Here is a 13343-nt window from a genome sequence, read left to right on the forward strand (position 1 = left end):
TCATGGGCGCACTTCCTCCTCCAAATTCACATGTTATAGATCTTAACAGTGCAATTAAACAGACTGCGGCTTACAGGGAATTTAATAAAAACCTCTCACCCGACTTCCCTTTCAGGCATGGATTTTGCTTCAACCGGGACATTTTAGACACTGCCCTGCAAGCGCCGGGGTGCCAGGGCCTGAGGTTTTATTTTGGTGTTACACAAAACCCTGTTGACCCATTAATAAAGGTTGGGAATGAAAAAAATGTTCTCACTGTTATTTTTTGCGCGGTTGACGGAAATGGCGATGATATACTTTCTACAAATGTAGCAGGAGCAGTACTCTCTTCGGGTGGCGAAAACTCCTGGCCCTGTCCGCCACATTGCAGCGCCAAAAATGCTTTAAACGGCTTGCCATAGAAATGGAAAATCTCGGATACATTATTTCCGATACTTCCGGTTTAATCCCCGTTGTGGCCGGCATTTACTTTTTTAAAAGCTTAAATGCCGACCGCAGGTGGATTTTGTATTTTTTTATTCTCACCGTTTATGTTGAGTTCAGTAATGCGTGGATGGCCTCGCGGGGCATACACAATTTGTGGCAGATAAATGTTTATACGCTGGCCGAGTTTTCATTCTATATTTTCATACTCAAAAGTTGGGTAGGGGGAGCCTTTATGCGTTGGCTAAGCATTGTTGGGTATGTTCTTTTTTATGGAATTTGGCTGAGTTATATCATCCCTCATAAAACATTAGACACCGATACAGGAGCAGCAGGAATAGTAGAAAGCATTGTAATAATGCTATCAGCCGCATACGTACTTGGCACTTTAAGCATTGCGACGGAATATCCTGTGCTTAGAAATTACAAATTCTGGTTTGCCGGTGTTGCTTTCATTTATTTTTCTGTAAACATCCTTCTCAATTACATTTTTGAATTGATTATTCAAAATAACCCCGCTTACGATCTCAGCATATGGAATATACACAGCGTCGTAAACATTATAACTAATGTACTTTACGCCAACGTTTTTTATTTGGGTGAAGAATCCGTTCTTAAAAGCCGCACGGCGCGCTAAACCTGGTTGCGCAATAACTTCTTAATTTCCAAAAAAACACCCCTTTATTGTTATCTTATTAACTAAAAGTTTAGACCATTAAAAATACGTTTACACTCATAGCATTTTAAGTAAAATGGTTTAGTCCTTTCAAAATTCAAATAGGAGGGGATGACCCTAATCGAGAAAATTATAGTAATCACGATGCTAAGTATATACCATTGTGTTTTTAAAAGAAATAAAACGATCGAAATAAACAATAGGACAAGGGCAATTGTACAATTCCAGATCAGTTTTTTCAATAACACGTTCCGGGTTTGGAACTTTGTTTGATTACCCTGGCAAACTGTGCAGGATTGATAATCTCTTTTCGCGTAAATTTTCACAACTATTATAAGTGAAACAGTATGCCTCAATTGAACCTACTTTTACGCTCTAAAAGAAGTAAAGTTTTATTCAAAGTTAAACTGTTAGGGTTATTTCTCAGTAAATATAGAATAATTGATTAAATTCATCAATGCCTGATAAACCTCGAAATATCGCCCTTTTCCTGGCACGAAACTGGAAGGATGTTTCCGGTTTTGCAGTGTTTGGTTTATTACTGGCAGGAATTTATTTGCAAATAACAACCTCAGATAATTACAGGGTCACGATGGTGGTCCCTTTAAATAAAGTTGCATATCCCGCAAACACAAATGCCATCATAGGAAAAGATTCACTCAATAAATCGTCAGCGAAATACAAACTACAACAAATATATCTACTGTTATCTACCAGCTCTGTGGAGGATGCAGTGAAGCGAGTCACACCTCAAACGGCATATTTTAGAAGGCACCTGTTTTTTTCTGAAGAAATCTTCCGTTGGGATGTTCCCTTTAAAGTGACTTTAATAAATAATAATTTAAAAACAGAAATGACCTTTGTGATTCAGGAATTGGATGGTAATTTTTTTGTTTTAAAAACTAACGGAAAGAATTACCTCTATTATTATGGGCAACACATTACCTTTCATGAATGTGAATTTTTTGTAAGTAAAGCAACTGGGTCTGCAAACGCTGAACAGCCCGTAACTGTGAGAATCAGAAATCTGCAATTTCTTTCACAACAAATTATCAGTTCAATTGACCTTAGGCCCGCAAATGCGGATACGAGTAGTGTGATCTTAACTACATTTACTACTAATCCGCAAAAAACATATGCTGTCTTTTCGCAGCTAAAAAAAAACTATTTAGAAAATAACCCTGAAAAACGGGCTATCAAAATTACTTTAGACGGCATCAACGAGCAGATTGATACGATAATGTATCATTTTTCGCTATTAAAAATGAGTAGGCCGAATGGTCACCAGGCAGGTAAAATTAAGTTTGAAAATCAAGCTAGTTTTAAATTATATATGTCTCTGCTTCAGAAACGCCAGGATTTAATGGCTTTACTATTATCCCTGGAGAAACCATTAGTAAGGCCACACATTGAAGTTGTTAGTGGTAGAGAAAACGTCGTATGGGTTCTATTGTCTGGATTGATCGCAGGGATGATTTTACCTTTATCCTATTTGTACATTAAAAGTCTGGTCTTAGCATATAATACATCTGATAGAAAGTTTTCTATAAATTCTGATATACCTGTATTGGGTGAGATAAAATATATTAACACGCTTAAAAAAGTCATATTGCCTGTTGGCGCTGATACGATTGGCGGCAAACAGATTCTCGAAATAGAACAAAAAATAATTGCCCTATCGCCGAATAAAGTAATTGCAGTTTTATCAATGAATTCTGGGGAGGGGAAATCTTTTTTTTGTAACAACCTGGGCACAGCGTTGGCATTTGATAACAAAATGGTTATCATCATCCAAATAGGCAAGCATAATGATAAGTGCGAACTAATTGATCAGAGTGATCAGCCCGGATTGAATAATTATTTACAAGATTCGTCTGTTTTATCAAACAAAATCATCAGACCAACTCATTTGGAAAAATTATTTGTAATGCCACCTGGTAATACAGAATTAACAGCTTCGGAGGCAATTCATCATCCAAAAATGCATGCGCTATTGGGAGTACTCAGAAATAGGTATGACCATATCATTCTGGACACTAATTTTCAGGCAGGTGAAAGTATTGGAGCCTTTAAAATCTTGCGCGCAGATTTATTTACTTTAGTTGTACCTAATCAATCATCGGTTTTAAGGAATGGCAAACACATCGGGGATTATATTAATAAATTGCTGGATGAAAAAGTTTACCTGGTCATCAATAATCTGGTTGATTGAGCATGGCATGGTAAGTTTTCATATAATTTGGGAAATTAACAATTGTAGTAATTTCGATACCAGGCAACAAATTGATTAACACCATATTGCAGGTCAGTCTGCGGCGCATACCCCATTTCGTTTTTCATAGGAAGCATATCTGCATAGGTGTCGATCATATCGCCAGCCTGAAGCGGTAAAAAGTTTTTAATAGCTGTTAAATTTAACGCATTCTCAATAGCTTTTAGATAATCCAAAAGTTTTACCGGCGACGAGTTTCCCAAATTGTAAATACGATATGGGGCTACAGAAGCTGAAGAATCACGCTGAACATTTGACCATTTTGCGTCTCTTTCAGGAGGATTTTCTAAAACTTTTGTAATACCGGTGACAATGTCGTCTACATAGGTGAAATCACGCATCATATTACCCTGATTGTACAGGTCAACGGGCTTTCCTTCCAATATCGCTTTTGTAAATTTAAAAAGAGCCATATCAGGCCGGCCCCACGGACCATAAACAGTAAAAAAGCGAAGACCGGTAAGCGGGATATTGAATAGATAGCTATAAGAATGAGCCATTAATTCATTTGTTTTTTTGGTGGCAGCATATAAGCTGATAGGATGATCAGTTGCTCCATGTGTTGATAGCGGCATAGTGCCATTCAGACCATACACGCTGGAACTGCTGGCATATACAAAGTGCTTTACAGGATAATTGCGGCATCCCTCCAATAAATTCAAAAAACCGTCAACATTGCTGCTTATGTACGAATAAGGGCTTTCTAATGAGTACCTTACTCCAGCCTGTGCCGCGAGATTGCAAACAATATCAAAATTTTCATTCTTAAATAGTACAGACACGGCGTCTGGATCTTCAAGATTCAAATTGATAAATCTGTAATTGGGATAAATAGAACTTGAAACAAACTTATTATAAGTTGCCTTCTCAGCGTCTATGCCTGTTACTTTAAGCCTGGCTGCTTTCAATTTTGGATCGTAATACTTATTTAGATTGTCGAGTCCAATAACCTCAAATCCGTCCTTTAATAACTTTTCGGCAAGGTGTAGCCCTATAAAACCCGCTGACCCGGTAACTAATATTTTCATTTGAATTAATTGTTTGCTTTTTATTTCAATTTCAGCATCTTGTTGTCATTATAATAACCATGATCTCCCCTTCGGCTGATAGCATAGCTGTCATCCGTTACATTGTTTAAAGCAACAACTACATTCTGGACTATACCTTCAAGAATCAACTCATTTATATATTTCAGCTGGTTTACAGAACTTTTATGTATTCGTAATAAGAATAAATTAACATCACTGTAAGGAGCCACCATCATGGCATCTTTAACTATATCCAAAGGGGCGTTATTGATGATAATATATTCGTAATATTTTTTCGCTTCAGTTATAAATTCGGACATTAGATTAGTGCCCAATAATTCAGAAGGATAATCGGGTTTCGGCCCTGAGGTGACCATATGTAGCCCCTTAATCTGGGTTTCCCTGATAACCTGGCCAAAGTCTAAACGTTCACTCAAATAATCTGAAAGTCCAATTTTGTTATCATTTTCAAAAATCTGGTGAGTTCTGGGTTGTCTCAGGTCTGCATCAATCAATAGAACTTTTTTATTATTTAATGCCAAAATTGCAGCAAGATTTGAGGAGACGAAGGTTTTGCCTTCCCCGGCAATCGAAGAATGGACTGAAATAACTTTGGTGCTCAGGCTTTGAAGCAGATATTGCAGGTTGATCCTGAGGCTACGGAATGATTCTGTGATCTCGGAATGCGGAAATAGCATTACGGGTAACTCATGATTGAATTTATTATGCAGGATATTCCCGACAATAGAAGGTTGAAGTTGCTCTTTAACATCGTCAACGTACATTAACCGGTTTCTGAAAAAGCCTTTAACTACGAGGTATATCAAAGGAAATATCAAGCCAAGGATAAAACCAATGATTAAATTTACCGGGTGTTTAAAGCCTTTTAATGTTGCCGTTCCATAACTGGCCTGATCGATAATTTGAGCGTCAGGGTCGCGCGACGCCTGGGCAATCTGTGCCTCCGATCTTTTCTGCAATAGATAGGTGTATAGCGAATTATTAAAATCGAAATTCCTTTTTATCTTACTAAGGTCCTGCTCTTTTTTAGGAATACTTGCTTTTGAAGAATTGATCGATGCCTCCTGCCTGTCAAGACTCTGTAATTGTACCCTGGCATTGCTGATTAGATTATTCACGTTTTCCTGGATGGATTTTTGTGTGTAAGCGATCTCGTCATCAAGCGAGATCATTTGAGGCGACTTATCCTGGGCAGTTTGCGACAGTACTTGTCTTTGGTGATATAAATCGCCTAACTTAACTACTGATGCATTTAATGACGGATCGGTTATACCAACTACAGAAGGAGCTACGAGGCCCTTCATTGCATCAGCATTTGTTAAGTACCGTTTTAATCCGCTAAAATAATCGAGTTGCATGCGGGCGGAAGCCACGTCTCCCTGTACCTTACTCAAATCGCTTACTATCCTTGATGATTGCTGGTCAATATCCGTTATATTATTGGACGATCTGTAGTTTGTAAAATCATTCCCAGAACTTTGCAGAGAATCTGAAATTCCCGCAATTTGATTGTCAATAAACTTAACAGTATTAGCAGCGCGCCTGTTTTTCTCCGTCAGGCCATAATCAATATATACTTTGTCTAATTCAGTAAGGTAATCAATTGCTTTCTCCGGCGAGGTGCTGATCAATTCCATCGTCACCAAATTTGAGACATCATCACTCGTGATTTTTAATTGTTGCTGATAAGATTTCGCCAGATCAGTTAAATTGTTGAACGTAAGTATAAAACTTTCATCATCATCCACCAATCTACCCCGGATATGGTGAAGTGTGAAATTGAAATACTGATTTTTAAATGGTTTGTCAAAATAGGCTGTTCCCTCAAAATTGATCTTATGCTTATCTCCATTTATTTCCAGTACTTCATTGCATTTTACTAAATATTGCCGATTGTTCAGTTGTTTAATCTTTAACGGAATTCCTTTAAGCTGAAAAGCATTGTTGCCGGTATCAATTATGTAAGGATCATTTTTATATAAATCTTTTGATAGGATCATTTCGTCTTTCGCCCACGAAGTGTTCCATTTAAGATTTTGCAATGTCTGATAATTAAGTGTAAAGGAACTTAGTATTCCAACCTGGTCAGCTACAGTAAATCCTTTCTTGTCTTCCGGAACCTCGGTATGAACAGTGGTTAATGTAGCCTGTGAATTATCATTTTTAATTAATAAACTTGTAACTACCTTGTATTTCTGTGGGAATAAAAAATTGTAACCGAAAGCCAACGCCAAACCAATAATACCATAAAGCAAAAACCAGTATCTATTCCTCTTTATTGAATAGATAAGCTGCGGAACATTTATTCCGGGGTTTTCATCTTTCACTATCCTTGATTTTTTCCTTTTCTTCATAGCCTCGTTATTCGATTTTTTTTTACACCTTGCCTTTTAATGTTTAATGTATTCAAGTACTAAAAATACAGATGTGATTGTGGACAGTATAAGAGCAGCTGTAGTAAATGATACTTGTTGATATTTATTGTTTGCAGGCTGAATAATCACCTGGTCGTTGGGTTGCAGGTAATAAACTTCGGAAGATAACGCGGCTTTATTATTTAGGTTTATCGTATATATCTGAGATCCGGATTCGGTTGGCCTGACAACAACAACTTGTGACAGATCAGCAAATTCAGTATTGCCGTTAGCCATAGCAATAGCATCGGTGATTGAAAAACTATCATTGTAATTATAATAAACCCCCGGTAATTTCACTTCCCCCAAAACCGTAACCCTAAAACTTAATAGTTTAACCTTTACAGTCGCATCCTTCAAAAAATTCAGGCTTTCCTTTTGGATTTCTTTTTCGCACTCAGCAATTGATTTGCCTTCGACAAATATTTTTCCCAGAATTGGCAATTCAATATTACCATCAGTATTAACCTGATAACCATTGATAAACTGAGTAGCTTGATTTTCAAAGAGGTTATTCTGATTGATACTTGCCCCGGCCTGAACGGGGTTATATACTCTGTTGAGGTCAGGATTGGCAGAGATAATGCTGATATATAAATTATCTTTTTTATGAATCTTATAGATTGTTGTGGGTTTAGCTGTGCCTAAAATACGCTCATGTCCGTTTGAATCTCTGTAATACATTAATTCTCTATGAGAACGGCATGAGGTAACGATCAGGAGTACTGCAAATAAAAAAGATAGAGGAGCGTGGCGTAATAGGTTAATCTTCATGTTTTCAATTTGATAGTGATAAATAATTTATTTAAGTTTTTAAAAAGCATTCTTTTTCACTTTTTTACCGGCAATTGTTAGGTAAAGTATATACAAATCCAACCAAAAGTTCCAGTGCTCTACATACCATACATCATGCAGTGTTCTTGCCATATACTGTAAACGGCTCTCCGTCGGCCCTCTCCATCCATTTACCTGGGCCCAACCCGTAATGCCAGGTTTTACCCAGTGTCGTACCATATAACTATTCATTTTTTGCTTGAGCGATAAATTCAGATTTAGCCGGTGCGGCCTGGGGCCAACCAATGACATTTCGTTTCTTAAAACATTGTATAATTGAGGGAGTTCGTCCAGATTGTTTTTGCGTAGAAATTTACCAAAGCTGGTCAGCCTTGAATCATTTTCGGTGGTTGAGCGGTTGCCGGAAAGTTCATCGTCACAAACTTCCATAGATCTGAATTTATAAATAATAAATGGCTTATTATCTGCTCCTAATCTGACAGGTTTATATAAAATGGGGCCTCTGCTTTCGAGCTTGATCAAAATTGCAATAATCAACATCAAAGGCGCCAGGAATACAATCAGGGTCAAAGCAACTATGATATCAAAAGCTCTTTTCCAAAATCTGTTAGGATATCCATCCAGAGGAATTGCTCTTAAATCCAGCATCGGGAAATTACCCAACATGTTAATTTTAAAAACCCTGTCTACCGAACCGTAGTAATTGGGGACAATATGTGATTTAACCCCATTCTTTTCACAATTTTCAATGATGTGTTTAATGTTTTCCATTTCTGATAACGGAAGCGCAATAATTACGTCAGAAAAAGGCTGTTGCTCATACAGACTTTCAAAATCAGCGATAGCACCTATAATTTTATTGGTATTATTTGCTGTGGCATTATTATCAAGTATTCCGATTGGTTTGAGACCGATAAATGAATACTTTGAATAATAACGGAAAAGTTCACGCCCAATTTTAGTATTACCAATTATAATGCAGGGCCGTTCATTGAGTTGATCCCGTAAAGAATAATAATAAAAAAACCATAACGAGATCAGAAGTTTAATAATAATAAAAAGGCTGGTAGTGCCGAAAAAGACCGCGCGGGAAAAATCATCTAGTTTAAAGCTGATAATACTTACAGCAACAATAGAGATAAAAACTACAAATTTTTTGATCTGAGTTTTAAAAACAATAGATAGACCTAACTTAAGATTACGTATATCCTCAATAAAAATAAGGGTAGTAATAAGCCAACCAATAATAAACAACCCCATTAAATTATAAACAGACTGTGGATTCTCAATCGTCTGACCGTAATGTATACGGGATACGAAATAGGTTAAAGTGGATAATACAGCGATATCCAAAAGGAAAAACGAGGCGATCAAATTCCTGGTTCTCATAACACGGTTTGTGGTTAATCTGCTAAGTCACAAGGGAATTGGTCATTTTCCATGATATAGAAAGTCAAAATGAATGAAAATTGTTTGCGTTATTTAATAAAAAAGTGCCTATACGGCAAATTTTGCGATAAATGTAAATTTAAGTACCGTAAGTTGTTGATTTTTAACAAAAAAAATGCCTGTAAGGCAAGTTGTTCAATAAGTACAAAATTTAAGTATTGCCGGTTATTGATTTTTTATAAAGAGCTTCATATTGTAATGCAATATTGAACCATAAATGACTGGTATACACACGCTCCTGTGCCTTTTTTCCCAGCTTGACCATGTATTCCTTATCTGACAATGCAAACTCAATTTTTTCTGCAAGATCGGCCGCATTACCTGCTTGAAAATACAGTACTTCGTCTGCGGAGAAGATCTGCGAGTTTTCTGGAATATTACTTGCGACGATAGGTTTACCAACAGAGGCAACCTCAAGCAGCATGACCGACATACCTTCTGTTTCGGAGGGAAATATAAAAAGTAAGGAGGCATTGACGAGTGCGAGTAAAGTATTTAGGGGAGTAACGTACCCTAAAAAAAAAACATTTAACCCAATCGAAAGCTTTTTCAGTCTTTGCAGATAATCATTTTCTTCTAATTCACCGGCAATGAATATCTGCCCCTTGTATTTTATTTTATGAAGTGCCTCCAATATAGTATGGCCTCCTTTTGTGACCATAAGACGGCGTGCAGAAAACAAAATAAAGGGTTGATGAAGAGATGCACCATCAGGGATGAATTCCTTAGCTTTTTCCATATCATAGGCAAAAGGATCAATTTTGTTTATGCCATTCGGAATAAAATAAATGCCTTTTCCATATTTCTCCCGGTAATATCTTGAAAGCGGCTCGGAAATGCAGGTGCAGATATTGGCAGATTTTATAAATATTCTTTCCGCCAGATGAAAATAAGCTTTTTGAAAAGTATTCCATTTATCACGTTTATACGGTGCTTCATGCGAGGTGGCAATAATTTTAAATCTTAACCTTAATAATGGAAGAAAAATAGCACAATCTGTTTTGTGAGCATGTATCAAATCCCCCTTTGCAAATAATAAAATATGGATCGCCGAAAGAAAAAAATAGATCAGCGAGCCCAGGCTGCCCTTAGCAAGTGGTTTGAACTGGACTACTTTAACGCCTGGAATGTTATCTGCTGCAAGAACATTATTGTAACAATAAACAGTGAAATCATACTTGTCTTTTAGCTGAAGGATCAGATTTTCGGCCACTGTGCTGGTACCTCCCCTGGCCGGGAAGTAGTTTACTCCATATACAATGATCCTTTTTTTCATTCCATTGCTGTCAAATAACCAATCAATTTATCGTTAAATCCGAAATGAATTTGGCATAATTATTTTTAAAGGCGTTACTGCTATAATTATCCCGGATGATCCTGAAACTTTCTTTTCCAAACTTATTTCTAAGCTCAGGGTTGGCGATTAATGTTTTTAGAGGGCCGATCATTTTTTCTGGTGTCCAATCACTTATTAAATATCCGTTAACCCCATCGTAAACTAAACGGTTGTTATCCCCCACATCGGATGCAACAACAGGCATACTATAACTCAATGCCTCCATTACCGTATTGGACAGGCCTTCAAAAAAAGAAGTACAAAGGTATATGTCGCTCTTAATATAATATTCTGGCAGGTTATCCGGGTTGTTTACCATTTCAACCACATCGCCAAGTTTCAGCCGCACTATTTCATCACGAAGCAATGTTTCCAACTCCCCAAAACCGATTATATGGTAGTGAAATTTTATACCCTGCGCCTTTAATTCCTTCATTATTTTTAAAGCCCCGAAATAGCCCTTTTGGTGTACGTAGCGTCCTACTGTTATAATTTTAACTACTTCCTGTAACTCTCTTTCTCTGGGCAGGGTAGTCAGGTCAAAACAGTTCGGTATAACAACCGCGTGCTTCGTCCGGAAGCCTTTTGCCTGTAGTTTTTCAATACCGTCGTAGTTATTAAAAATGGTATGCGTGCTTAAGTAATTATTTATAAATCTCTGAAAGGGCAATTTCTTTTTATCCAGTTGGGCATTTCTGATACCACCAACGCGTACCGGTACTCGGGCAATTTTGCCAACTACCGATCCAATAAGATTTGTTGTTAGCAGGTAAGAAAAAATAATAGAAACCTTATTTTTTCTGAGCAAACTCCAAAAGGAAAGCATCTTCTTCAGGTGGCTTCCTGAAAGGCAGATCACTTTTAATTTGTGTTCAGCAATTGACAGTCTGAATTTTTCTTCAACCATTTGTCCATAGTAAACCACAATTAAAACATCATGAAGGTCTTTAAGACTAATAGCTAACAATAGCGCTTGTTTTTCTGCGCCGCCTGCAATCAGTGTATTAGTGAATATAACGATACTTTTCTTTTCCAAATTTGCAATAAGTTAGATATACTCGAATATTAAAATTGTTTTATCCATTTGGCATAAACCAATAAACGCCATATAAGGGTGCCATGATCAGCCTTTCCTTGTTTATTTTCTGCCACTATTTTTTTAATGAGATCACCATTCAATCCAAATTGATCATAATCCTGATCAAGCCTGCTGTTGAAGGTGTCATCTTTGAACCATTCCCTGAGCGGAACATCAAATCCCTTTTTCTTACGATCAATGATCTCTGCGGGGAGCGCATTTTTCATGGCTTGCTTTAAAACCCATTTTACGTCTTTCATATTAGGCATCTTTACCCTCTTGTCAACGCCATACATATACTCTACGATACGATGATCAAGAAACGGTGCCCTGGTTTCCAATGAGTGCGCCATGCTCATTCTGTCCACCTTTACCAGCATCTGTGCAGGCAGGGATACTTTTAAATTGTAATACATCATATCATAAAATGAATTACTGAAGTGAACATGCTTAAAAACGTTACTAACAAAGTCTTCGATCCTTATCTGATTACCGTTATAAAGCGACTTTATAGAAGCAGGAGCTATTTTAACTGATTTGGAGATCAATCGTTCCTGGAATGGAGCATTAAAGTTGGTTAGTACACGGCTCACACGATTAGCCTTATACCTAACCGACCCTGCAAAAATAGACGTAGATGATGTAATCAGTTTTGGGAGTGCTTTACGTATAAAGCCGGGGACTTGCTGATACTTGTGTACCAGGCTTTCACTTTGATAGGAAGAATATCCCGCCAGTACCTCATCTGCGCCGTCACCGGTTAAAACCATTTTAACTTCGTTTGCTGCGTAAGCTGAAACAATGCCGGTAGGTATTGCGGCGGGATCGGCAAATGGTTCATCGTAATGAAAAAGTACGCTTTTTAAAGCCTCATCCAGTGTATCCGGTTCAACGATGTGTTCATGATGATGTGTTTTAAATTTTTCTGCCACTAATCTGGCCATTCCCCTTTCATCAAATTTCTTTTCATTAAATCCAATTGTGAAAGTTTCTACCGGCTTATCACTAACCTGTGACATCACTGCCACAATACTGGAAGAATCCAATCCCCCACTCAAAAAAGCGCCATAAGCGACGTCACTTCTCATTCTTATCCGAACCGAATCGTAAAAAAGCCTGCTGAATTCTTCTATTACAATATCCTGATCTTTAATTAGTTTTTGTTCATCAACTTCAGGCAAATCCCAATACTTATATTCCTTTATTTGATTGTCGCGCACAATCAAATAATGCCCGGCTTTGAGTTTATGTATCCCTTTGTAAAAGGTATATGGTTCAGGGATATAGCCAAGAAACAAATAAAGTTCCAACAGTTCTGTTTCGGGCCGCAGATCAATTCCGTAAGCGCCAATACTTTTGATTTCTGAGCCAAATAACAACGTGTTTTCAAATAAGCCAAAATTCAATGGTTTTTCACCCATTCGATCCCTGGTAATAAATAATTGTTTTTTATTATCGTCCCAAATAGCCAATGACCACATACCATTCAACTTTTCCTGACAATCAACCCCCCATTGTTCATAGGCGCGAATAATCACTTCGGTATCAGAGGTGGTTCTGAATTTATGTCCGAGTAATTTCAGTTCCTGTTGGATCTCTATATAATTATATATTTCGCCATTAAAAACAATTGCAATTTTGCCATCATCATTATACATGGGCTGTGCGCCGGAGGCAAGGTCAATGATAGATAATCTGCGATGTGCTAATCCAATATTCCCATTCACGTAAAAGCCCTCGCCATCCGGACCGCGATGTGCAATTACATCAGACATCTTTTTTAATTTGTCCTGGTCAACTTTTCGTTGATGATCAAAGTGATATATCCCCGCAATTCCACACATGATTGTC

10 protein-coding genes are annotated in these 13343 nt (G+C 37.4%); 3 read left to right on the plus strand and 7 right to left on the minus strand.

The window, feature by feature from the left end; translation table 11 throughout:
- Positions 1 to 2 precede the first annotated feature (2 nt).
- The 3 genes from ACPPVU_RS08205 to ACPPVU_RS08215 all read left to right on the plus strand — a co-directional run bounded on the left by ACPPVU_RS08205 (position 3) and on the right by ACPPVU_RS08215 (position 3311).
- The gene (locus tag ACPPVU_RS08205) at positions 3 to 401 is read left to right on the plus strand and encodes a hypothetical protein (protein WP_426671205.1); all 399 of its coding nucleotides are present in this window, start codon (positions 3 to 5) and stop codon (positions 399 to 401) included.
- A 2-nt stretch (positions 402 to 403) separates the two neighbouring features.
- Positions 404 to 1060 (plus strand): hypothetical protein, encoded by a 657-nt coding sequence (locus ACPPVU_RS08210; RefSeq protein ID WP_426671206.1) that lies wholly within the window; start codon positions 404 to 406, stop codon positions 1058 to 1060.
- Between the two features lie 631 nt (positions 1061 to 1691).
- Positions 1692 to 3311 (plus strand): tyrosine-protein kinase family protein, encoded by a 1620-nt coding sequence (locus tag ACPPVU_RS08215; protein WP_426671207.1) that lies wholly within the window; start codon positions 1692 to 1694, stop codon positions 3309 to 3311.
- 35 nt (positions 3312 to 3346) lie between these two features.
- On the opposite strand, the gene ACPPVU_RS08220 is transcribed toward ACPPVU_RS08215, so the two are convergent.
- From ACPPVU_RS08220 to asnB, 7 genes are all read right to left on the minus strand, one after another.
- Entirely contained in the window at positions 3347 to 4399 is a 1053-nt protein-coding gene (locus ACPPVU_RS08220) for an NAD-dependent epimerase (RefSeq protein ID WP_426671208.1), read from the minus strand.
- Between the two features lie 20 nt (positions 4400 to 4419).
- Positions 4420 to 6774 (minus strand): GumC family protein, encoded by a 2355-nt coding sequence (locus ACPPVU_RS08225; RefSeq protein ID WP_426671209.1) that lies wholly within the window; start codon positions 6772 to 6774, stop codon positions 4420 to 4422.
- 36 nt (positions 6775 to 6810) lie between these two features.
- Positions 6811 to 7608 (minus strand): polysaccharide biosynthesis/export family protein, encoded by a 798-nt coding sequence (locus tag ACPPVU_RS08230; protein ID WP_426671210.1) that lies wholly within the window; start codon positions 7606 to 7608, stop codon positions 6811 to 6813.
- Between the two features lie 39 nt (positions 7609 to 7647).
- Complete coding sequence (locus tag ACPPVU_RS08235; RefSeq protein WP_426671211.1) at positions 7648 to 9018, minus strand: exopolysaccharide biosynthesis polyprenyl glycosylphosphotransferase; 1371 nt, start codon at positions 9016 to 9018, stop codon at positions 7648 to 7650.
- A gap of 211 nt (positions 9019 to 9229) precedes the next feature.
- Positions 9230 to 10354 (minus strand): glycosyltransferase family 4 protein, encoded by a 1125-nt coding sequence (locus tag ACPPVU_RS08240; RefSeq protein ID WP_426671212.1) that lies wholly within the window; start codon positions 10352 to 10354, stop codon positions 9230 to 9232.
- Between the two features lie 22 nt (positions 10355 to 10376).
- Positions 10377 to 11450, minus strand: a complete 1074-nt coding sequence (locus ACPPVU_RS08245; RefSeq protein WP_426671213.1) for a glycosyltransferase — start codon at positions 11448 to 11450, stop codon at positions 10377 to 10379.
- Positions 11451 to 11479: 29 nt separating this feature from the next.
- The gene (gene asnB, locus ACPPVU_RS08250) at positions 11480 to 13336 is read right to left on the minus strand and encodes an asparagine synthase (glutamine-hydrolyzing) (protein ID WP_426671214.1); all 1857 of its coding nucleotides are present in this window, start codon (positions 13334 to 13336) and stop codon (positions 11480 to 11482) included.
- Between the last annotated feature and the right edge of the window lie 7 nt (positions 13337 to 13343).

The sequence above is a fragment of the Mucilaginibacter sp. McL0603 genome (assembly GCF_049992945.1).
Lineage (GTDB): Bacteria > Bacteroidota > Bacteroidia > Sphingobacteriales > Sphingobacteriaceae > Mucilaginibacter.

Bases quoted from the DNA above. Each gene is read 5' to 3' on its own strand.
- ACPPVU_RS08205 (WP_426671205.1), top strand. From the start codon at position 3: ATGGGCGCACTTCCTCCTCCAAATTCACATGTTATAGATCTTAACAGT.
- ACPPVU_RS08210 (WP_426671206.1), top strand. From the start codon at position 404: ATGGAAAATCTCGGATACATTATTTCCGATACTTCCGGTTTAATCCCC.
- ACPPVU_RS08215 (WP_426671207.1), top strand. From the start codon at position 1,692: ATGGTGGTCCCTTTAAATAAAGTTGCATATCCCGCAAACACAAATGCC.
- ACPPVU_RS08220 (WP_426671208.1), bottom strand. From the start codon at position 4,399: ATGAAAATATTAGTTACCGGGTCAGCGGGTTTTATAGGGCTACACCTT.
- ACPPVU_RS08225 (WP_426671209.1), bottom strand. From the start codon at position 6,774: ATGAAGAAAAGGAAAAAATCAAGGATAGTGAAAGATGAAAACCCCGGA.
- ACPPVU_RS08230 (WP_426671210.1), bottom strand. From the start codon at position 7,608: ATGAAGATTAACCTATTACGCCACGCTCCTCTATCTTTTTTATTTGCA.
- ACPPVU_RS08235 (WP_426671211.1), bottom strand. From the start codon at position 9,018: ATGAGAACCAGGAATTTGATCGCCTCGTTTTTCCTTTTGGATATCGCT.
- ACPPVU_RS08240 (WP_426671212.1), bottom strand. From the start codon at position 10,354: ATGAAAAAAAGGATCATTGTATATGGAGTAAACTACTTCCCGGCCAGG.
- asnB (WP_426671214.1), bottom strand. From the start codon at position 13,336: ATGTGTGGAATTGCGGGGATATATCACTTTGATCATCAACGAAAAGTT.